The organism is Tardiphaga sp. 862_B3_N4_1 (assembly GCF_051811085.1).
Classification (GTDB): domain Bacteria; phylum Pseudomonadota; class Alphaproteobacteria; order Rhizobiales; family Xanthobacteraceae; genus Tardiphaga; species Tardiphaga robiniae.
The window spans coordinates 2529855-2549775 of record NZ_JBPWQB010000002.1 but is presented as its reverse complement, the minus strand read 5'-3'; the positions used below and the strand labels follow the sequence as shown (position 1 = coordinate 2549775).

The following is a 19921-nucleotide window of genomic DNA, read 5'->3' as shown; positions in this document are numbered from 1 at the left end:
TCTGCATCCGAAATTGGAGACGTGCGTGGCCTCTCAGCAAGATCTCATCAAAGCAACGGCCTGCGCCGTGGTCGATCAACTCAATGCCGGGACGGTAACGCCGCTCGACCTGCTGGACGCGCTGGAAGCGCGCATCAAGGAAGTCGATGGCCAGGTCAACGCGCTGCCGATCCTGTGTTTCGATCGCGCCCGCGATCACGCGAAGGAATTGATGAAGAAGCCGCTCGGCGAACGCGGCATCCTTGCCGGCCTGCCGGTGCCGATCAAGGATCTCACCGCCGTCGCCGGCGTGCGCACCACACAGGGCTCGCCGATCTACAAGGACGTGGTGCCGACCAAGTCCAACGTGCTGGTCGAACGCCTCGAAGAAAACGGCGGCGTGATCTATGCGAAATCCAACACGCCTGAATTCGGCGCGGGCGCCAATACGTTCAACGAAGTGTTCGGTGCGACGCTGAATCCGTGGGACCTGTCGAAGTCGGCCGCCGGCTCGTCCGGCGGCGCCGCGGCAGCACTTGCCAGCGGCACGGCGTGGATTGCCCATGGCTCCGACATGGGCGGTTCGCTGCGCAACCCCGCCAGCTTCTGCGGCATCGTCGGCCTGCGTCCGAGCGTCGGCCGCGTTGCGTCCACGCCCGCCGTGGCGCTCGCCCGGATGGTGAGCGTGCAGGGCCCGATGGCCCGCACCGTGGAAGACCTCGCGCTGATGCTGGATGCCATGAGCGGCGAACATCCCGCCGATCTGATCTCGCTGCCGAAACTGCCGACCTCGTTCCGCTCGGCCGTGCGCGCCGGTACCAAACCGAAGCGCATCGCCTATTCGCCGGATCTCGGCATCACCCCCGTGGACCCCGAAGTGGTCGCCATCACCCGCAAGGCAGCGATGGCATTCGCCGACGCCGGCGTCATCGTCGAGGAAGCGCATCCCGACCTGCGCGAAGCCCACGAATGCTTCCATGTGCTGCGCGCCTACGACTTCGCGATCTCGAAGCTCCAGCTGCTCCGCGACAAGCGCGATCAGCTGAAGCCGGAAGTAATCTGGAACATCGAGCAGGGCCTGAAGCTCACGGTCGATGACCTGGCGAAGGCGGAAGCGCAGCGTGTCACGCTGGCGGCACGTGCCTACGAGTTCTTCCAGACCTACGACCTGCTGCTGTGCCCGGCGACCATCACGCCGCCGTTCCCGATCGAGCAGCGCTATCTCGCCGAATGCAACGGCACCAAATTTGATAACTACGTGCAGTGGCTGGGCATCGTCTATGCGATCACCCTGACCTGCTGCCCGGCGCTGTCGATGCCTTGCGGCTTCACATCGACGGGTCTGCCGGTCGGTCTGCAGGTGGTCGGCCCGCCGCGCGGCGAAGCCTCACTGCTCGCCGGCGCACGCGTGCTGGAAGACATTCTGGGCCTGCGCGATTCCACGCCGATCGATCCGCGTCCGGCGAAGTAACGGAACTCCGCCCTCATACTCGCTCGTCCTGGCTGGCCTTGTGCCGCCAGGACGATGTCTTTGGGCAGGGCCGCCCGGAGTACCGCTACCCTTCATAGACTTTTGTCTAAGCCACATTGTCGCACGTCGCGGCTAGTCATGTGCGGCCGCGGCCGGGATGCGGGCATCGCCTGACAGAACGATCCTGCCAGCAGCAATGCATTCCGCGGCATTGGCTTTTCGTGCCGAGCGTGGCAACGGGACATTTCATTTCACGGAATACGAGGGTTCTACGTGGCAGATTCATTCGCACCGCCGGCGGACGGCAAACTCCATTTCGACGACGCCAAAAAACGCATCAAGGCGATCTTCATCGGCTCGATGGGCAATCTCGTCGAATGGTACGACTTCTACGCCTACACCGCCTTCGCCCTGTATTTCGCACCGGCCTTCTTCCCGAACTCCGACCCCGTCGTTCAGCAGCTCAATGCGGCCGTGCTGTTTGCCGCCACCTTCCTGATGCGGCCGCTCGGCGGCTGGCTGTTCGGCTATCTCGCCGACACCTATGGCCGTCGTATATCGCTGACGATCTCGGTCCTGTGCATGTGCTTCGGCTCGCTGATCATCGCCTGCACGCCGACCTACGCCACCATCGGCATCGCGGCACCGATCCTGCTCGCGCTCGCCCGCATCATCGAAGGCCTCAGCCTCGGCGGCGAATACGGCGCCAGCGCCACCTATCTCTCGGAAGTTGCCGATCCCAAGCATCGCGGTTTCTATTCGAGCTTCCAGTATGTCACGCTGATCGGCGGCCAGCTGACCGCGATCATCGTGCTCCTGCTGCTGCAGAAGGTGTTCCTCACCGAGCAGGAGCTGAAGGACTGGGGCTGGCGCATTCCGTTCGTGATCGGCGCTGGTCTTGCGGTCTTCACCGCCGTGATGCGTCGCGACATGCACGAGACTGACCAGTTCGTTGAAGCGAAGAAGCAGGCCAAGCCAATGGGTTCGCTGCGCGCGCTGATGGCCTATCCGCGCGAATTGCTGCTGGTTGTCGGCCTCACCGCCGGCGGCACCGCAGCGTTCTATACCTTCACCACCTACATGCAGACCTTCGTCAAGCTCTCGGTCGGCCTCACCGCGGACCAAACCACCACGGTGATCTTCGGCACGCTGATATTCGCCTGCCTGCTGCAGCCGATCTATGGCGCGATCTCCGACCGCATCGGCCGCAAGCCGCTGCTGATCTTCTTCGGCGTTGCCGGCACGCTGGCGACTGTTCCGATCCTCACCACGCTGCAGACCACCAAGTCGCCATTCACGGCGTTCCTGCTGATCTGCGGCGCCTGGATCTTCGTGGCCGGCTATACCTCGATCAATGCGGTGGTGAAGGCCGAACTGTTCCCGACCAATATCCGTGCGCTGGGCGTCGGCGTGCCCTATGCGCTGACGGTGTCAATCTTCGGCGGTACGGCGCCGGCGATCGCGCTGTACTTCAAGCAGATCGGTCATGAACAGTGGTTCTACTATTATCTGTCGGGCATGATCTTCCTGTCGCTGCTGATTTACGCCACCATGCGCGACACCAAGCACAAGTCGGCGATGCACCGTCACGAGTGATGGTCAACGTCTAGCCAAGGAGCGTCAGCCATGACCGAGGATCACACCCCGCCGGAATCCAAGCTGACGCAGACCAAACAGCGCTGGGCGCGCGAAGGCCGGTTTCTCACCGGCAAGATTGCGCGCCCGGACGACCAGCGGCTCCCGCCCGGCCAGCACCTGACCCAGGATTGGCCGGTACTGGATCTGGGCATCACGCCAAACATCCCTCGCGAGCGCTGGCGCCTCGATGTCTACGGCGCCGTCGAGACGCCGCTGTTCTGGGATTTCGGCCAGTTCAGCGCGCAGCCGCAATCGACCTTCATCTCGGACATCCACTGCGTCACCACCTGGTCGCGTTACAACAACCAGTGGGAGGGTCTTTCGACCCGCGCGCTGCTCGACGCCTGCCAGCCGAAGCCCGAGGCACGCTTCGTGGTGCTGGAATCCCATGACGGCTACACCACCAACCTGTCATTGGAAGACTTCGCTGCCGAAGACGCACTGCTGGCACATTCGTGGCAGGGCTCCCCGATCGAGCGCGACCATGGCGGCCCCGTGCGCGTGATCGTGCCGCATCTGTATTTCTGGAAGAGCGCCAAGTGGCTGCAGCGCATCCAGTTCGTCGGCGACGACAAGCCCGGCTATTGGGAAGTCCGCGGTTATCACAACCGCGGCGATCCGTGGCAGGAGCAACGGTATTCGGACGATTGACGACTGCGCGTTGATGGAATTCTATTTCACCACTTCGCAAACGCTGCGATGGTCCTGACGTATAAGTCCCTCGGTGCGACAAGAGACTTTCGCCCACCAGCCGTCGAGCGACTCGCGATCGCAATGCAGCTTCACGCTCATGCCATCGGCAAATGCGATCCATTCGGCGAAGCGATGCAACGGCACGGCGATCACCACGGGGATATCGCTAGAGAGCGCGCGCTCGATCAGATAAGCGAGCCCCTTGCCCTCGCGCTCCTGCTTGCCGAACCGGTTGATGATGACCAGATCGGCGCCCTCGTCGATGGCGTCGGCGACCTGCGTGCCGGCATCGAGCAATTGTCCGACATCGAGCTTGCAGCCCTTGGCGCCGGGACCGAGATCCTGAAACAAGCGCACGTGCGCACCGGTGTGCAGCATGACCGCAGTCAGCTTCGGCACGTCGAATTCGCGATGCCCGAGTTGCACCAATCCGACGGCGCGAATGCCCTGCTTGCTCAAATCCGCCGCGAAGGTGTGCAACACTGCGTCGGGATCCTGATCCTTGTCATAGACAAGCGCAGCCAGATCGCATTGGGCGTCGAACATTGCGAAGTTCCAGTTTAGACCACGGCGCGCCACGAGCGACCAAGGATGCATCAATCCTATTCCAGAAAAGAGCCATTCGAAAGCGCGATCGGGGTGACCGTCACGATATATTTATCCGGATACAACGGTGATACCGCCGGCTGGACCGGTTAGAACCTGCGCTTCTTGCCGATGTCGCCCTTCAGCGCCAGCAGCTCCTTGCGCGCGGCGGTGGCCGCAGCGTTTTCGATGCCGCGATAGCGCTTGATGAGCGTAAGGCCGAATGGCGTGAGGAGAGCTCCGCCCCCATTCTTGCCGCCAGTCTGGCGCTCGACGGCAGGCTGCCCGCAGATCCGGTTGAGTTCATCCACCAGATCCCAGGCGCGCTTGTAGGACATCGCCATGGCGCGGCCAGCGGCCGAAATCGAACCGGTGGCATGAATATGTTCGAGAAGCTGAATCTTGCCCGGTCCGATCCGTCCCTCGGGATCGAGGTCGATGCGGATACTGAGGGCTGGCGCGGGCGGGCTGGCTGGCTTCGACATAGCCGAAGTCTACGTCCCCAGACGCAACGTTGCCAGTCCAACAATCGAGGAACGTTTCAGTGTTGGCGGCATTCGGGGCAAACGACTTCGCCCCTGGTCACATGCGCGATGCCGCGACAAAGCCATTTCCGGGCCATCGCGTGCAGCGGCCGCCGGGCCAGCTGATAGATGAAATACACGTCGAGCATGATGAAATCGAATCCGTTTGTTCCAGCATAGATAGAGCGGCGCTCTGCAATCAGAACGCCGCCTTTCTCTTGTCAGCCATCTCTTTTTAGTTAGCCACGCAGCTTAACCGTGAAGTTTCTTCGCGGTCTCGGCGATCGCCTTGCCCTGATAGCGGGCACCGGCCAGCTCGTTGGCCGAAGGCTGGCGGCTGCCGTCGCCACCGGTCAGGGTGGTCGCGCCGTAAGGCGAACCGCCGGTGACTTCATCGAGCTTCATCTGGCCCTGGAAGCCGTAATTGAGGCCGACGATGGTCATGCCGAAATGCAGCAGGTTGGTGATGATGGAGAACAGCGTGGTCTCCTGGCCGCCATGCTGGGTCGCGGTCGCGGTGAAGGCACCGCCGACCTTGCCATGCAGCGCGCCCTTCATCCACAGGCCACCGGCCTGATCGAGGAAGTTGGCCATCTGCGAGGACATGCGGCCGAAGCGGGTGCCGGTGCCGACGATGATGGCGTCGTAATTGGCGAGATCGTCGATGGTCGCGATCGGGGCAGCCTGGTCCATCTTGTAGTAGGACGCCTTGGCGACCTCGGCAGGCACCAGTTCAGGCACCCGCTTGATATCGACAGTGGCACCGGCTTCGCGGGCACCTTCGGCGACGGCATTGGCCATCGCTTCGATATGGCCGTAAGCGGAATAATACAGAACGAGTACTTTGGTCATGGTCAGTCTCCGTTGGATTGGGATGAATAGGTCGGGTTGATGATTGGTGGGCGCCTTTGACTTGCGTCAGGCGGCGTCCACCAGAACGAGTTCGGAATCTTCCAGCGCCTTGATCGTGACGTTTGCTTCATCACGGATGGCGACGCCGTCGCGGGCGTTGACGCGAATGCCGTTGATCTCAATCGCGCCAGCCGCCGGCACGAGGTAGCCGTTGCGCGAGCTACCCAGCGGATATTGCGCGGTCTCACCGGCCTTCAGCGTCGTTGCCAGCACGCGGGCGTCAGCCCGGATAGGCAGTGCCCCAGCGTCGTCCTTGAAGCCACTGGCAATGGTGACGAACTGGCCGGAGCGATCGGCCTTCGGGAACGGCTTGGCGCCCCAGCAAGGCTGGCCGCCCGTTTGTGTGGGCTCGATCCAGATCTGGAAGATCCGCGTGGTCGATGCCTCCAGATTGTATTCGGAGTGCCGGATGCCTGAGCCCGCACTCATCACCTGGACGTCGCCAGCCTCGGTGCGACCCGTGTTGCCCAGACTGTCCTGATGCGTGATCGCGCCTTCGCGGACATAGGTGATGATTTCCATGTTGGAATGCGGATGAGCCGGGAAACCGGTGTTCGGCGCGATCTCGTCGTCGTTCCAGACGCGCAAGCTGCCGTGGCCCATATTCTCGGGGTCGTAGTGGCTGCCGAACGAGAAATGGTGCTTAGCCTTGAGCCAGCCGTGGTCGGCGCCGCCGAGTTTGTCGAAAGGTCTGAGGTCGATCATGACGAAATCTCCGTCGTTTGATGCATTTGCATCCTGGGCATCTGGATATGGCCTCTCAGATGGCGCATAAATAGAAATGATTGAAACTCATCGTTTCGGATTTTGAGATGTCAAAACTTCCCGACTTCGAGGCGCTGGCGATTTTCGCCAAGGTGGTCGAACTGCGGTCCTTTGCGGCGGCGGCAACCGAGCTGACCCTGTCCAAGGCCACCGTCTCCAAGGCGGTGAGCCGGCTGGAGGACCGCCTCGGTGCCAGGCTGTTCAACCGGACCTCGCGGCGGCTGGCGCTGACCGATGCAGGCCGGACGCTGGCGGTGAAGGCTGCGCAATTGCTGGCGGACGGCGAAGCGCTCGAGAACGAGGCGCTGGCGCAGTCGGCGACGCCGCGCGGGCTGGTACGGCTGGCCGTGCCGATGACCTACGGCACCAATACGGTGGCGCATCTGCTGCCGGAGTTCCTCGCCAAATATCCGGAAGTCTCCATCGACCTCAGCCTCAGCGACGCCACCGTCGATCTGATCGGCGAAGGTTTCGATGCTGCAATCCGCATCGCCACGCTGCCGGACTCATCGCTGATCGCGCGGCGGCTCTGCCCGGTGAAGCGCCACATCGTGGCGGCACCGTCCTATTTTGCGAAATACGGCCGGCCGACGCACCCCATGCATCTCGCCGACCACAAATGCTTTGGCTACACCTATCTCTCGACCCCCGGCGTCTGGCACTTCACCAATGCGGCCGGCGAACAGGCCAGCGTTCGGCCGGCGGGGCCGCTCCGCGTCAACAATGGCGAGGCGCTGCTGCCTGCGCTGATCGCCGGATTGGGGATCAGCGACTTGCCGGATTTCATCGTCGGTGATGCATTGGCGAGCGGCGCGCTGGAAGCCGTGTTGCAGGACTGGTCGCAATCGTCGAGCGGTGTCTACCTCGTCACGCCACCGGGCGGTCCCCGCCCTGCCCGTGTCGAAGTGCTGCTGGAATTTCTTGCTGACAAACTCGCTGCCACCGGCAAGCGCGCACGCAAGACATCAGGCTAGCTCGCCTTCATCATCTGCCCGTAGATGCCGAAATACTGGTCGCGCATATTGGCGATATCGAATTCGGTGACGAAATCCTTCGCCGTCCTTGCGATCTTCGCGGCGAGCTCAGGCTGCGCCGCAAGCGCCGCGATCTTGTCGGCGAGATCCTCGGCGGATCCGACCTTGAATTTGATACCGTTCGAGCCATCCACCAGCAGTTCGGCCGGGCCATCGACATCCGCGGCGATGACAGGCAGGCCGACCGCCATGGCTTCGAGCAGCACCAGTCCGAAACCTTCGAAACGCGATGGCAGGACGAAGATATCGGCCTCGTCCAGCGGACGGCACACATCGGTGCGCCCACACAGAAAGCGAATACGATCGGCGACATTTTCGGCGATCGCCTGTGCCTTCAAACTCAGGAGGGTCGACTCGTCGCCCGCTGGCGGGCTGCCGACAAAATCGCAGCGAATGTCGAGCCCGCGTGCCGCGCAGAGACTGACCGCCTTGATCAGGATGTCCTGCCCCTTCTGCTTGGGATAGATGCGGGCCACGTTGATCAGCCGCAGCGGCGAGCCGAAGCGACGTTGCCGCGCCACTCTATCGAATGTCGCGAGCGGGATGCCGTTATGCACCTTGAACAGGCGCTTCAGTTTGACAGCTTCACATTCACGCTCGACCGCAGCAGAGATCGCGATGTTCCAATCGACGAACCGCTGATGCAGCCGAAGCTTTACGCGGTCCCACGCGTTGACGAGGCCGGTATTGTGAATCGTGTAGCCGACGCTCATCGGACGATACAGTTTACTCAACATGGCGAAGTGCTTGGCGCCGCTGTCATGCGCATGGATGATGCGAATATCGTGACGGCGGATGATGTTGAGTAAACTTAGAATGACACGTGGATTGCGGTTCCCGGGTGGACGCTTGAGGAAGTAGACCGGATGACCTGTCGCGGAGAGCTCGGCAGCAAGATCGGGATGGAAAAAGTCGTTAATGACGACGAAAACCTGCGGAATGTCCTCTCCCGGCGTGCAACTGGCAGCGAAATTGATCAGCAGTCGCTCGGACCCGCCCACGGTCAGCGACGAAATCAATTGAAGCACACAACCCACTTTGAAATGCTCCCGGCCCGAATGCCGGGCGACTTCCAAATCCGTCGCGCTCCAAACGGCCCGATTGCGAAATAGCGCCAGGGTTTTTGTCTGTTCGGAGTAATCCATTCCCTATTTCGGCTGACGCTCGTGGCTATTCTGCGGCGCACCAAATGCGCCGCGGAAGGGAATTCTGGCGGAAAGGCGGCAGAGTTGGGCGGGAATGCGCACGCAGGTTGACGGTGGGCCAAAACACATCAGATTTTCTGAAAGCGCAAAACTTCCACGCCATTTCCAGCAACGCTACATTCGTTGCTTTCGCTCGATGATATTCAGTCAGCCATTTCATTGACTGAATCCGTGTCGGACGTAGCTTTGATGCTCGCCATTGCATCAGAGAAAGTGACCATGACCACCGCCTCCCCTACACGCCGTTTGCTATCAACGCTCATCGCCACAGCCTTCAGCGCAACGCTCGCCACCTCCGCTTTCGCGGCAGACCAGATCACGCTGCGCGTCGGCGACCAGAAGGGCGGCAACCGCTCGCTGCTGGAGATCTCCGGCTTGGCGAAGGACTTGCCCTACAAGATCCAGTGGTCGGAATTCCCTGCGGCGGCGCCGATTCTCGAAGCCATCAATGCCGGCGCACTCGATGTCGGTTACACCGGCGACCTCTCGTTCCTCACGGTCTATGCCAACGGCGCACCGATCAAGGCGATAGGCGGCACACGCTCCAATGCGGACACACAGGCGATCCTGGTGCGCAACGATTCACCGATCAAGACCGCTGCCGACCTCAAGGGCAAGCGCCTCGCAGGCACCCGCGGCGGCTGGGGCCAGTTCCTGATTGAGGCGACGCTGGAGAAAGCCGGTTACAAGACCAGCGAAGCAACTTTCGCGCCGCTCGGTCCCGTCGATGCCAAGATTGCACTTCTCGCCGGTTCGATCGACGGCTGGGCCGTATGGGAGCCGTACATCTCCTATGCCGTGCTCAAGGACAATGCGCGGGTGGTTGCCGATGGCACCGGTCTGACCCCGACCCTGACCTTTATCGTCGCTTCCGAACAGGCGATTGCCACCAAGCGCGAGGCCGTCGCCGACCTGTTGCAGCGGCTCAACAAGGCCCGCACCTGGTCGCGTGAGAATGTCGAGGTCTATGCAAAGAACACCGCCGAGCTGACCAAGCTGCCGGAAGACGTGCTGGCGCGCGCCTACAAGGCGCAGGACACACGGCCGATCGCCATCGACGATGGCGTGGTGAAGGAGTTCCAGGAAGCCTCCGACCGCGCCACGCGCTACGGAATCCTGTCAAAGCAGGTCGATGTCAGCAAGGCCGTCGATCGCAGCTTCACGCAGGCTGCGCCGGCGTCAAACTAGCGGGCGGTTGCGCGGCGAGAATGCGCATCGTTGCAATCGCCGCGATCAGCGACAACACTGTGGCGACGCTGAACAGCGTCCCATAGCCGAGCAGATCGGCAATACGGCCCGACAGCATCGAGCCGATGAAGTAGATGATGAGCTGGGCGCAGGCGAGAATGGTGAAGTCGGTGCCCGGCTGATCCTTCGATGCCGCGGCCATGAACAGGCTGTAGAGCGCGACGATCTCCATATAGCGGATCAAGGTCTGGAATCCGGCCGCGCCGAAAATCGGCCAGATGCCGGTCACCACGCCCAGCGCATGCGCCGTGAACAGCGCAAAGCAGATGGTGCGGAGAATGCCGAGCAACCCCAGCGTCCAGCCGGTGCCGCAGCGTTGCAACAGCCATGCTGCGCCAGCGGCACCCGCGAGGCCCGCCGTCGTCGCGGCGCCGCCGGAAAGATAACCTATCTGTTTGAGCGGCACGCCGGCATCGACGAGATAGCTGCCCTCCATCGCCTTCACGAGGCCCTCGCTCATCCGGTAGATCAGTGCGATCCAGAGAATGTTGCGCACCTCGCGGCGGCGCAGGAAGGCCATCACGGAAGGCCGCGGCTTCGACGGATCGATCTGCCCGGCTTCGTCCTCGCGCATGGCGAAGGCGGCAAAGAGCGGGATCAACGAGAAGCCGGCGATGGTCAGCAGCATACCGGTCCAACCGATCTGCGCATACAGCACCAGCCCGAGCGTGCCGCCGATCACGACACCGAACGCGACCGAGCCGCCCTGGATGGCGTTGCCGATGGCGCGATCCTCCGGCGCGAGATATTTCGCGGCATAGCCATCAGTGGCGATATCCTGCGTCGAGATCAGCAACGAGCCGAACAGGCCAACCGTGATGATGCCCCAGATATTGGTTGCGCCGAGCGGGATCAGGCACAGCAGGCTGATAATCACGCCGGTCTGGGTCACGATCACCCAGCCGGCGCGATGCGCGCGCGCGAACGGGCGGATGCGATCCACCACCGGCGCCCAGAAGAACTTCAGCAGCAACGGCAGAAACCAGAGGCTGAGATAGCCGATCTCGCTGCGCGACACGCCGGCTTCGCGCATGATCGGCGGCAGGGCGGCGGCGAACAGATAGGACGGGATCGCCTGCGCCAGATACAGCCCGCCGAGGACGACGAACAGCCGCTTGCGCCCCATGACGGCGACCGGCGCAGATGCGTTGAGCTCCGCGGTGCTCATGCGAGGCCGCGATGTTCGGCGAGAAAGGCGCGCGCGGCGATCTCGTCCTCGAGCGCCACCAGCGGCATCGGCCAGAGCTTCCGAAACGTCTCTTCCATCTTCTTGTTGGCGCCCGGGCGTACAATCGCCACGGCACGGCAGCGCGCGGAGATATGGCCGCGCGTCGCCTTGAACCACAGCGCCTGCTCCCGCTCGCCGGCGACGGACAGTTTCCCGCCGCCCCCGAACACGGTCAGAAGTTCGAATGGCGCATCATGCTCGCCGACCCGGGCCAACGCGGCCAGATAATCGCGCTCGTCCGTCTCCGCGTAAGGCGGCAGGAACCGTAGCGTCAGCAGGCTCCCATCAATCTCCAGATCCACCATGATGGCAATTAAAACTCCCTGGGAAGTGGCCTTGGAAGGTTTGTCTCGTTTGAGCGTGATCTGATCCGAAAACCGGCGACCACTTTTCGGGATCACGCCCTAGAATGTCTTGCGATAGCCGACCGTCACGGTGCGGCCCCAGGAATAGACCGGCAGGTTGCGCACCGAGGTTGCTGTCGGGTTCTGCAGCTCCGTATCGAACAGGTTGTTGACGGCTGCATAGGCCTCGCCGCCATAGACCGGCCCGCTCAGCGCGGCATTCATCGTGAAACCACCCTCGATGGGATAGACCGTATTGGTCAGGTTGATGCCGCGGTTGCGGCTGGCATAGCCCTCGCCTTCAATGCGCAGCTTGATGCCGTTGTCGAAGCGATAGTCGCCGAAGATCAGACCGCGCACCGGACTGCCGATCCGGTTGTTGGGCAGCCACGAGTCGAGCACGCCATCCTTGTTGGTGTCGTAGCGGCCTTCCTTGTAGCCGATCGTGGTACCCAGCGTGAAATTCCGGCTGATCGCCATCTCGCCGATATATTCGACGCCGTAGATCATTTCCTTCTGCTGCGAGATCAGGTTGGTGACCGGATCGAACGTCACGCCCTTCTCGGAGGTGCTGACAAAACCGGTGATGCTGCCCTTGTAGGGGCCGTCGCCGCCGCGGACGCCGATTTCATAGTTATTGACGATCTGGGCTTCCGGCGCGATCGAGGTGAAGGAGATGGTCTGGCGCGCCAGCGGCAGGCAGTTCGGCGTCGCCACCGGACAGGCAAAGGCCGTGGATGACAGGCCGGCGCGGCGCGTATAGGCGCCGACATCGGGCAGCGCATAGCCCTGCGAGAAACCGCCGAACAGATCGATCTTGTTGTTGAGCTTGAAGGTCGCGCCGAGATTATAGGTCGGCGAGGCATATTCGTACTGGCCGCCGATAACATTGAGCGCCGGCAGAACGAAGCGCGTCACGGGCGAGATCGCGGCATAGGCGGCCGGACGCAGGAAGTCGTCGACGCTGAGATCGAAATGCTCGTAGCGAACGCCGCCCCGCGCGGTCAGCCGATCGGTGATCGGGACTTGTACCAATGCAAATCCGGCGGTCGTCACCTGGGTCAACGGCGTGAACACATCGCGGCCATCGGTCAGCGTCTGCCATGTCTTGTCATGGACGACGTCCGTGCCCCAGGTCACCTTGGCGCCGTTCCAGATGCGGTCGAGCGGCGTATCGATCGTCAGATTGACGCCTCCGCGCTCGGAATACAGCGTGGTCTGGTTGGCGGGGCTGGTCGGGCTCAGCGGGTTGCCGGAATAATAAACCAGCGAGTTATAGGGATAGGAGAACTCCGAATAGTTGAAGCGCTTCTTGATGTCATTGTAGAAGCCGACCACGCTGAGATTGCCGAGCACGAAGTCGGTATCGCTGTAGCGCAATTGGAACGAGCGCGAATCTTCCAGCACGCTCTGCCCGGTATAGGGCTTGGTGAAATCCGGCTTCGCATAAGCGCCGGAATAGTCGGTGAGGTATTTCGGCGTCTGGTCGAGATAGAACTGGCTGATCGAGGCTTCGATGCGCTTGCCGCCATCGAAATCGTAACCGATCTTGCCCAGGAAATTGCCGCTGGCGAGACGATCACCACCTCCCTGCCCGAGCATGGCGTCCGATGGCAGCTCGCGGCCCGCGCCGTCATAAGTCTTCTGCGCGCCGCGGCCGCTGCCGACGAATACATAGTCGATGCCATTCGTGCCCTTGCCACTGACCGTCGCCGACATTTCCGGTGCCAGCGAACCGCCGGGATCCGCGGTGAAGGTGCGCAGCGCCGTGTTGACGCTGACGCGCGGACCGCCCGGCTGCGCTTTCTTGGTGACGAAATTCACCGTACCGCCCGTCGCGCCGGCGCCATACAGGCTCGATGCACCGGCGACCAGTTCGATGCGCTCGACGGAATTCAGATCGATCAGCGACAGGACGCGCGAGACGTCGCGGAGCGGCGTCGTCAGCGGCACGCCGTCCATCAGCACCAGAAGGTCGCGGCCGCGATAGCTTTCGGAAGCACCGGAGATGGTCTGGTTCGACACCGAGAAGCCCGGCAGCAATTTTGCCAGCAGCGCCGATGCGCTGCCGCTCTGCTTGAGCTGCTCGTCAATCTCCTTCTGATCGACCACCTGCACGGTCTGCGGAATATCCGAAATCGAGCGCTGGGCACGCGCGGCCGTTACCGTGATCTCGTCGAGCGTGACGCCCGCGCTCTGCTGCGCAACGGCCTGCGACGACATGAGCCCGACGGCGGGGATGAGAAGGAACTGGCTGTAACGCATGAGCTCGGAATCTTCCGTATGTTCGTGGCGACGAAGCACTGGAGAGGTCGAGCCGGTCAATTCGACCGAGGCCGCAGCAGTTTGGAATCAATGTAAATTCCAGCCGCAGCTTTACTCTTCTTACGCCTGTGCATTCCGTCTATCGTCACAGCGATACGGCACAGCCCATTGCATGACTTGGACTCGGTGAATTGATAGTCGGACTGGAGCGAACGAAGCGGTTTGGATTCGATGCTGTGGCAAACGCGCATCAGTCGCGATCTCCATCCTGCGTCGATGCCGCTCCTGATTGCCCTCTCGTCCCGCTCTGGCTGGTTGCCGACGATATCGATGACACCCTGCGCAAGCCGCTTGAGAGCCGCCTGCCGTGGAAGACCGTGCAGCGCAATTCGCTGGGATCGTTTCGCGCAGCGCCGTTCCAGTCAAAGGCGATCCTGCGGATGCAGCCGCATCTCGGACTGATGTCGTGTTTCGATCCCGCACCGCTCTGGACCATGCCCGACGACGATGCCGCTACGACTGGCAACGACTCGTCGCAGGATATCCTGGTGCTGCGGCCTTCCGACGGCGTGGTGATCGTCCAGCAGGATGGCCAGCGCCAGACATGCATGCCGCGCGAGGCGATCATTCTCGATCCCGGCCGCGCCACCACCTTCATCATGAATGATGTGAGCCGCGTCGACTGCCTGCTACTCACCAGCAATGGCCATACCGGATTGCGCCACATCGCCCATGACAATGGCGGGCTGATCGCGCTCGGCCATTACGCCGCTGCCGTAATGCGCGGATTGTTGCCGATGAATTCGGCGGCGCTGACCGGCCTTGCCATCGATTATATGAACGGCCTCGTCGCCACCATGATCGATGAAGCCGATGCGCCGGCGCGGCGTGGCGCATGGCGCCAGGATCGGCCGACTATCAGCCTGCTGTCGCTCAAGGCCGATATCGAGGCCAGCCTCAGCCAGCCGACGCTGTCACTGGAGCGGCTCGCGACCACCCATGGCGTCACCGCGCGTTATTTCCAGAAATTGTTCGAGACCGAAGGCCGGACGTTTTCGGACTACCTGCTGGAGCGCCGTCTGGAACGCGCCTTCCACATGCTGCGCGACGGCAACCGCGGAGATCGCGCCGTCAGCACCATCGCTTTCGAGGTCGGCTTCGGCGACCTCTCGTATTTCAACCGCACCTTCAAAAAGCGCTTCGGCGCCACGCCCCGCGAGATCCGTGCGCGATTTGAGACGATGCTGCTGGATACGATGCCGGATACGGACGCCTGAAGCGTCAGTTCACCTTCGCAATCGTCGTCCCGTTGCCCGGCAAAATCTCCACCGTCGCCGTGCGGCCCGCGACCAGCGTCGCACCTGCCGGAACAGCGTCGAGCGCGATGCGCACCGGCACGCGCTGGGCGAGACGGACCCAACTGAAGGTCGGGGTCACATTGGCGAGCAGGTTGCTACCCTCTGCGCGGTCGCGGTCCTCGATGCCGGCGGCAACGCTCTCCACATGGCCGGTGAGCTTGGCGGCATCACCCATCAAGTGAATGTGGACAGGATCGCCGACGTGGATCCGCGACAGCTTGGTCTCCTCGAAATAGCCGTCCACATGCAGGCTCGACGTATCAACCAATGCCATCACACCCTTGCCGGCGGTGACATAGGTCCCCGGGCGCAGGTCCATGTTGGAGATCACGCCCGAGACCGGCGCGTGAACCTCGCTGCGATCGAGATTGAGCTGCGCCACGGCCCGATCGGCAATGGCCTGATCCAGCGACGCCTTGGCCAGCAGCTGCGTTGCAAGCACCTGCTCCTGCTTCTGCTGCGAGACAGCAGCCGTTGTCAGCTCCTTGTACCGCTTGAGATCGAGTTCGGCCTGCTCCAGGCTGGCCCTGCGGCCGGCGACGACGGCCTCCGACTGCTGCAGCGCCAGCGCGAAACGTGCGCGGTCGATCCGCATGATGACATCGCCGCGGGCCACCTTCTGATTGTCCTTCACCAGAATCTCGGTAACGAAACCGGACACATCCGGCGCCACTGTCACCACGTCAGCACGGACGCGGCCGTCGCGGGTCCACGGCGCATCCATATAATAGACCCAGAGATAGCGCCCGACGGCGAGCGCGGCGACGACGGCCAGTGCGGTGACAGCGAAACGACGAACGAAACTCACAGCGTTTTTCATGACAGCAATCCGGAGGATAAATAGACCACGCCGCCCAGCAGGCAGACATACAGAGCGAGATCGAACAGCGCGCGATGCCAGACATAGCGATAGAGGCCAGAGCGCTCGATCAGCGGGCGCAGCAGCGCGCCGATGGCGTAAGTGATGACCAGCCACAGCATCAGCGATGGCAACAGCACACCGAACAGATCGATTTCATATCTCATGCCGCCACACTCCCGGCATGAAGGCCCGGTTCGGGCAAATAGGCAGGTGCCGTCGGGAACAGACCGCGACGAATGCCAACGAGCCCGATCAGCGCATCCTCGCGCCCTGCCCCGCGTTCGCCCATGGCTTCCGACAGCGCGTGATCGACTTTCGCCAGCAGTGGTTCCGGCATCGCACCGCCTTTGTAGTTGCGGAAGCTCGCGGCCAGTTCGTCTAGCATCGTGTCCATCGCATTGAGCGTCGGTGAAGACAGATGATGACGCGCCCGGCGCAGATCGACGATATTCAGCCCGACGCGCAATTCGCGCAGGTTGTCGACAGCACGCAGCGGCGAATCCTTCAGCGCCGTCAGCCGTGGCGCCAGAAGGCCGATGCGGTTCAGCATCAGCCCGGCAAAGGCCGCGCGGTCGCGGTTGCCGCGCTGTTCGGCAGCCTGCGCGATGGCGATCCAGCCGCGCCGCATCAGCCGCTTCACACTCCATTCGGAGCCGACTGAGCGGATCAACTGGATCGAGATGACCGACAGTTCAGTACCGACGAAGAAAGCCACGCTGGAATTGGCGAAACTTGCGAAGTCGGCATTGTAAGTCGTCTGCAACGCCATCAGCGTCGCGGTATTCGCCGCCAGCAGCATGCCGATGAAGAAGGTGGCGGGGCGTGCGATGAGATAGCCAAACAGCAGGAACGGCGGCGCCAGCACGGCGACCAGCACTTCGACATCGGTGATAGCCGGCAGGATCGCGAACAGATAGAGCGCGATGATCACCATCGCGGCCAGCGTCCATTTGGCAAAGCCGCGCAACCCCACCGCGGGATCATCCATGCTGGCGAAGAACGAGCAGCCGACAGCCGCCATGGTCGGTGCTGTCGCGCCATCGGTCCAGCCGGTGGCGATCCAGAACGCGCCGCAGACGAGGATGGTCACGAATACGCCTGCTGCGGACCATAGCGCCATGCCGTGATCGACATGCCGCACCGGGGCCACACCGGCTTCAGCCTGAAAGGCGAGTTTCGCGCCCGGCGGACGGCCGCCCTCGGCAATCGCCTGATTGAGGACCCGGCAATCCGCCGAAATATCGACAAGCTCGCGCATCCGCATCAGCAGACTGGCGATCATGATCTCGGTCCACGACGACGACGCGCTCAGCTTCGGCTGCTGCGCGGCGATCATGCTGCGCAGCCGCTCGGCGGGTTCGCGGTCGGTATCGTTGTCGGCGATCCAGGCGGAGACGTCGTCGATCAGCGCCATCAATTGCGGTGAGGTCGTCCGCGCGTCTTCGCCCAGCGCGTCGATACGATCGCCTATGGACGACAGCAATGGCAGAAATGTCAGCATGCGCGTGCGCAGGGCGCGCATCCAGCGTGAGGTCTCGCGTCCGCCGAGCCGATCATAGGCCAGATGATCGGCGAGCGTATCGATATCGACGGCATCGGCGGCGAGCTTGAGGCGCAGATCGCGCGTGGCCGGATCGGCGCTGCGGCCGGCCAGCACGTCTTGGGTCAGCTTGCGCGCACCGGCGAGCCAGCTATCGACCCGCGCTGCAACCGCGGGGCCGACGCTGCGCGGCAGCAGGATCGTGGATACCAGCGTCGCGCAGAGAATGCCGACGATGATCTCCTCGCTGCGCGCCACGGCGGTATCGAAGATCGCTGCGGGTTCGTTGACCGAGGGAAAGCTGATCAGCGCGCAGGTGTAGCCCGCCAGCATGAACATGTAGCCGCGGGGGGTCCGGTCCAGCAGCGACACATAGAGACAGAGACCGACCCACAGCGCGATGGCGAGGCTGAGCAGTTCCGGCGAATTGACGAGATTCGGGACCAGTACCACGCTGGCCGAAGCCCCGACCAGTGTGCCGATGACGCGAAACAGCGCTTTCGAACGCGTAGCGCCGGCCAGCGGCTGCGAGGCGATATAGACCGTGGCCAGCGCCCAGTAGGGCCGCGGCAGATCCATCGCAAAGCCGATCAGCAAAGCCATCATGCCGGCGATGAAGGTTTTGACGGAGAAGATGATGTCGGCGTGGCGGACGAGAAACGGCGGTTGGGCAGCAGCGGAGGTCATGGCAGCGCCTCCGCCTCCTCGGCGGCCTCATACAGGCGATTGGCCGATTGCTCGATCCGCCCGAGCACATCGAAAGCGACCGCGAGTTCATCGGGCGCGATGCCCTTCATCAGATCACTGCGCAGCCGCCGCATCACGCGCCTGATCTCTTCGGCCTTGGCTTCGCCCAGTGGCGTCAGATGCAGCACCTTGGCGCGGCGATCGGTCGGGTCCTCGCGGCGCTCGACGAGCCCTTCGGCGGCCAGCAGATCGATCAGCCGGACCACCGACGGGCCCTCAAGCCCCATTTCATCGGCGAGCACGCCCTGACGCACATTCTCCCGTCCGGGCCGCGACAGGATCAGCAGCGGATGGGCCGTGGCTTCGGACAGGCCATGCGCCGACAGGGTCTGGTCAGCCTTGCGGCGCCAGACCCGTGCCAGTCGCGCAACCAGCAGGCCCAGTTCGGCCTGGATATGCGCTTGGGAGTGGGGCATGGAAATTAGATAGGACCCTATCGATTAGGCTGCAATCTATTTTGTGCGTCGCATCAATCACGGTGTGGTGAGCGCCGCCGGGGACCCCGGCACCTGCAAGCCCGGTCGGGTAGCCGTAATGCGGGAAACAACGCCGGCAGCCAAATATTGAGAATTTCCCAATGATTTCCGTGGGCCATATCTTTCAGCGATTGAAATCCCCCTTGTTTCTGCCATGTTCGCGCCCAAAGCAGGCATCGGGTAGTGTTCTCCGGCGCGCGAATCTCCATCGCGCGGATGCTCCAGTTGAAAGCGGCAAAGGAATTCCATGGCGAAGCCAGCAGTGATTGTCGTCGGCGCGGACAAGGGTGGGGTCGGCAAGACCACGGTTTCGCGGACGGTTCTGGACTATTTCAGCGCCAACAACGTCCCGACGCGCGCTTTCGACACCGAAGCGCCGCGCGGCACGCTGAAGCGGTTCCATTCGGACATCACCGAAATCGTCGACATGACGACCACGTCCGACCAGATGAAGATCTTCGATACGCTCAACAGCGCATCCCCCTCAGTGACCGTGATCGACGTCCGCGCAGGCCTGCTGTCGCGGGCGCTGGCCGATCTGCGTGACATCGGCTTCCTCGATGCCGCCAAGTCCGGCCAGATTACCTTTGCCGTTTTCCATATACTCGGCCCGTCGATCGCCTCCCTGGACGAGATCGCCGAGACCGCCGGCTTCATGGACGGCGCCAAGTATTTCCTGGTGAAGAACTTCATCAACAACACCAGCTTCTTCGAATGGGACCAGGCGACCTACAACTCCTATTTCCACCGCATCAAGGGCGCCACCGAGATCACCATCCCGAAGCTGAACGAAATGGCCTATGAGCAGGTCGAAGTCTCCAGCGTGCCGTTCCTGAAATTCGTCGCCAACAAGGGACCGCATGACGAGACCGCGAATTATTCGTTCGTGCTGCGCGGCTATGTCCGGCACTGGCTGGCCAATGTCTGGAGCGAATTCGACCGCATCAAGCTGACCGACATCGTCCACGACAAGCCCGGCGCCCGCAGCCCCGGCGAGAAGTAAGTCCATTTAACGATTGGAGCGGCGTCGGATTCGCCTGATATTGC

19 protein-coding genes are annotated in these 19921 nt (G+C 62.6%); 7 read left to right on the top strand and 12 right to left on the bottom strand.

Annotated features, from left to right (window positions below; translation table 11 throughout):
- The first annotated feature begins 25 nt into the window (after nucleotides 1-25).
- From AB8B02_RS29330 to AB8B02_RS29320, 3 genes are all read left to right on the top strand, one after another.
- Entirely contained in the window at nucleotides 26-1450 is a 1425-nt protein-coding gene (locus AB8B02_RS29330) for an amidase (RefSeq protein WP_439062139.1), read from the top strand.
- A 360-nt stretch (nucleotides 1451-1810) separates the two neighbouring features.
- The gene (locus AB8B02_RS29325; RefSeq protein ID WP_120289104.1) at nucleotides 1811-3046 is read left to right on the top strand and encodes an MFS transporter; all 1236 of its coding nucleotides are present in this window, start codon (nucleotides 1811-1813) and stop codon (nucleotides 3044-3046) included.
- A gap of 30 nt (nucleotides 3047-3076) precedes the next feature.
- Nucleotides 3077-3739, top strand: coding sequence for a sulfite oxidase-like oxidoreductase (locus tag AB8B02_RS29320; RefSeq protein WP_120288384.1), 663 nt, complete (start codon nucleotides 3077-3079; stop codon nucleotides 3737-3739).
- A gap of 21 nt (nucleotides 3740-3760) precedes the next feature.
- On the opposite strand, the gene AB8B02_RS29315 is transcribed toward AB8B02_RS29320, so the two are convergent.
- From AB8B02_RS29315 to AB8B02_RS29300, 4 genes are all read right to left on the bottom strand, one after another.
- On the bottom strand, nucleotides 3761-4327 hold the full coding sequence (locus tag AB8B02_RS29315; RefSeq protein ID WP_120288383.1) for a DUF2478 domain-containing protein: 567 nt from the start codon (nucleotides 4325-4327) through the stop codon (nucleotides 3761-3763).
- 149 nt (nucleotides 4328-4476) lie between these two features.
- Nucleotides 4477-4851 carry a winged helix-turn-helix domain-containing protein gene (locus AB8B02_RS29310; protein WP_120288382.1) on the bottom strand — a complete coding sequence of 125 codons (375 nt, stop codon included), beginning with the start codon at nucleotides 4849-4851 and terminating at the stop codon, nucleotides 4477-4479.
- A gap of 291 nt (nucleotides 4852-5142) precedes the next feature.
- Nucleotides 5143-5742: an NAD(P)H:quinone oxidoreductase gene (gene wrbA, locus AB8B02_RS29305; RefSeq protein ID WP_068733146.1), complete on the bottom strand. Its 600-nt coding sequence runs from the start codon at nucleotides 5740-5742 to the stop codon at nucleotides 5143-5145.
- A gap of 66 nt (nucleotides 5743-5808) precedes the next feature.
- On the bottom strand, nucleotides 5809-6507 hold the full coding sequence (locus AB8B02_RS29300; RefSeq protein ID WP_120288381.1) for a pirin family protein: 699 nt from the start codon (nucleotides 6505-6507) through the stop codon (nucleotides 5809-5811).
- A 107-nt stretch (nucleotides 6508-6614) separates the two neighbouring features.
- On the opposite strand from AB8B02_RS29300, the gene AB8B02_RS29295 reads away from it, so the two are divergent.
- Complete coding sequence (locus AB8B02_RS29295; RefSeq protein WP_120289103.1) at nucleotides 6615-7541, top strand: LysR family transcriptional regulator; 927 nt, start codon at nucleotides 6615-6617, stop codon at nucleotides 7539-7541.
- On the opposite strand, the gene AB8B02_RS29290 is transcribed toward AB8B02_RS29295, so the two are convergent.
- Nucleotides 7538-8638, bottom strand: a complete 1101-nt coding sequence (locus AB8B02_RS29290) for a glycosyltransferase family 4 protein (RefSeq protein WP_158596750.1) — start codon at nucleotides 8636-8638, stop codon at nucleotides 7538-7540. The two genes, AB8B02_RS29295 and AB8B02_RS29290, sit on opposite strands and share 4 nt — an antisense overlap.
- Nucleotides 8639-9025: 387 nt before the next feature.
- Here AB8B02_RS29290 and AB8B02_RS29285 point away from each other — a divergent pair, with 387 nt between their 5' ends.
- Nucleotides 9026-9994: an ABC transporter substrate-binding protein gene (locus AB8B02_RS29285; protein WP_120289102.1), complete on the top strand. Its 969-nt coding sequence runs from the start codon at nucleotides 9026-9028 to the stop codon at nucleotides 9992-9994.
- Here the strand turns inward: AB8B02_RS29285 and AB8B02_RS29280 are convergent.
- The 3 genes from AB8B02_RS29280 to AB8B02_RS29270 all read right to left on the bottom strand — a co-directional run bounded on the left by AB8B02_RS29280 (nucleotide 9966) and on the right by AB8B02_RS29270 (nucleotide 13891).
- On the bottom strand, nucleotides 9966-11222 hold the full coding sequence (locus AB8B02_RS29280; RefSeq protein WP_120288379.1) for an MFS transporter: 1257 nt from the start codon (nucleotides 11220-11222) through the stop codon (nucleotides 9966-9968). The two genes, AB8B02_RS29285 and AB8B02_RS29280, sit on opposite strands and share 29 nt — an antisense overlap.
- Complete coding sequence (locus tag AB8B02_RS29275; RefSeq protein ID WP_231078134.1) at nucleotides 11219-11587, bottom strand: hypothetical protein; 369 nt, start codon at nucleotides 11585-11587, stop codon at nucleotides 11219-11221. Before AB8B02_RS29275 ends, AB8B02_RS29280 begins: the two co-directional genes overlap by 4 nt.
- Nucleotides 11588-11686: 99 nt before the next feature.
- Entirely contained in the window at nucleotides 11687-13891 is a 2205-nt protein-coding gene (locus tag AB8B02_RS29270; protein ID WP_439065870.1) for a TonB-dependent receptor, read from the bottom strand.
- 236 nt (nucleotides 13892-14127) lie between these two features.
- Here AB8B02_RS29270 and AB8B02_RS29265 point away from each other — a divergent pair, with 236 nt between their 5' ends.
- Entirely contained in the window at nucleotides 14128-15168 is a 1041-nt protein-coding gene (locus AB8B02_RS29265) for a helix-turn-helix transcriptional regulator (RefSeq protein ID WP_439065869.1), read from the top strand.
- A 4-nt stretch (nucleotides 15169-15172) separates the two neighbouring features.
- Here the strand turns inward: AB8B02_RS29265 and AB8B02_RS29260 are convergent, their stop codons facing one another.
- Genes AB8B02_RS29260 through AB8B02_RS29245 form a run of 4 tightly spaced genes read right to left on the bottom strand, consistent with a single transcriptional unit; the run spans nucleotide 15173 to nucleotide 18814 of the window.
- Nucleotides 15173-16069 (bottom strand): efflux RND transporter periplasmic adaptor subunit, encoded by an 897-nt coding sequence (locus AB8B02_RS29260; protein WP_439065868.1) that lies wholly within the window; start codon nucleotides 16067-16069, stop codon nucleotides 15173-15175.
- On the bottom strand, nucleotides 16066-16275 hold the full coding sequence (locus tag AB8B02_RS29255; RefSeq protein WP_068733131.1) for a DUF1656 domain-containing protein: 210 nt from the start codon (nucleotides 16273-16275) through the stop codon (nucleotides 16066-16068). The genes AB8B02_RS29260 and AB8B02_RS29255 overlap by 4 nt, the downstream gene beginning before the upstream one ends.
- Nucleotides 16272-18338 carry an FUSC family protein gene (locus AB8B02_RS29250; RefSeq protein ID WP_120288376.1) on the bottom strand — a complete coding sequence of 689 codons (2067 nt, stop codon included), beginning with the start codon at nucleotides 18336-18338 and terminating at the stop codon, nucleotides 16272-16274. The genes AB8B02_RS29255 and AB8B02_RS29250 overlap by 4 nt, the downstream gene beginning before the upstream one ends.
- Nucleotides 18335-18814, bottom strand: coding sequence for a MarR family transcriptional regulator (locus AB8B02_RS29245; RefSeq protein WP_120288375.1), 480 nt, complete (start codon nucleotides 18812-18814; stop codon nucleotides 18335-18337). The genes AB8B02_RS29250 and AB8B02_RS29245 overlap by 4 nt, the downstream gene beginning before the upstream one ends.
- Nucleotides 18815-19121: 307 nt before the next feature.
- Between AB8B02_RS29245 and AB8B02_RS29240 the strand changes: the two genes are divergently transcribed.
- On the top strand, nucleotides 19122-19877 hold the full coding sequence (locus AB8B02_RS29240; protein WP_089262507.1) for a hypothetical protein: 756 nt from the start codon (nucleotides 19122-19124) through the stop codon (nucleotides 19875-19877).
- Nucleotides 19878-19921 lie beyond the last annotated feature (44 nt).

What these genes read in the sequence shown, in the direction of transcription:
- AB8B02_RS29260 (WP_439065868.1), bottom strand. Translation starts at nt 16,069, where the DNA reads ATGAAAAACGCTGTGAGTTTCGTTCGTCGTTTCGCTGTCACCGCACTG.
- AB8B02_RS29315 (WP_120288383.1), bottom strand. Translation starts at nt 4,327, where the DNA reads ATGTTCGACGCCCAATGCGATCTGGCTGCGCTTGTCTATGACAAGGAT.
- AB8B02_RS29270 (WP_439065870.1), bottom strand. Translation starts at nt 13,891, where the DNA reads ATGCGTTACAGCCAGTTCCTTCTCATCCCCGCCGTCGGGCTCATGTCG.
- AB8B02_RS29240 (WP_089262507.1), top strand. Translation starts at nt 19,122, where the DNA reads ATGGCGAAGCCAGCAGTGATTGTCGTCGGCGCGGACAAGGGTGGGGTC.
- AB8B02_RS29255 (WP_068733131.1), bottom strand. Translation starts at nt 16,275, where the DNA reads ATGAGATATGAAATCGATCTGTTCGGTGTGCTGTTGCCATCGCTGATG.
- AB8B02_RS29245 (WP_120288375.1), bottom strand. Translation starts at nt 18,814, where the DNA reads ATGCCCCACTCCCAAGCGCATATCCAGGCCGAACTGGGCCTGCTGGTT.
- AB8B02_RS29285 (WP_120289102.1), top strand. Translation starts at nt 9,026, where the DNA reads ATGACCACCGCCTCCCCTACACGCCGTTTGCTATCAACGCTCATCGCC.
- AB8B02_RS29310 (WP_120288382.1), bottom strand. Translation starts at nt 4,851, where the DNA reads ATGTCGAAGCCAGCCAGCCCGCCCGCGCCAGCCCTCAGTATCCGCATC.
- AB8B02_RS29280 (WP_120288379.1), bottom strand. Translation starts at nt 11,222, where the DNA reads ATGAGCACCGCGGAGCTCAACGCATCTGCGCCGGTCGCCGTCATGGGG.
- AB8B02_RS29320 (WP_120288384.1), top strand. Translation starts at nt 3,077, where the DNA reads ATGACCGAGGATCACACCCCGCCGGAATCCAAGCTGACGCAGACCAAA.
- AB8B02_RS29275 (WP_231078134.1), bottom strand. Translation starts at nt 11,587, where the DNA reads ATGGTGGATCTGGAGATTGATGGGAGCCTGCTGACGCTACGGTTCCTG.
- AB8B02_RS29300 (WP_120288381.1), bottom strand. Translation starts at nt 6,507, where the DNA reads ATGATCGACCTCAGACCTTTCGACAAACTCGGCGGCGCCGACCACGGC.
- AB8B02_RS29250 (WP_120288376.1), bottom strand. Translation starts at nt 18,338, where the DNA reads ATGACCTCCGCTGCTGCCCAACCGCCGTTTCTCGTCCGCCACGCCGAC.
- AB8B02_RS29325 (WP_120289104.1), top strand. Translation starts at nt 1,811, where the DNA reads ATGGGCAATCTCGTCGAATGGTACGACTTCTACGCCTACACCGCCTTC.
- AB8B02_RS29295 (WP_120289103.1), top strand. Translation starts at nt 6,615, where the DNA reads ATGTCAAAACTTCCCGACTTCGAGGCGCTGGCGATTTTCGCCAAGGTG.
- wrbA (WP_068733146.1), bottom strand. Translation starts at nt 5,742, where the DNA reads ATGACCAAAGTACTCGTTCTGTATTATTCCGCTTACGGCCATATCGAA.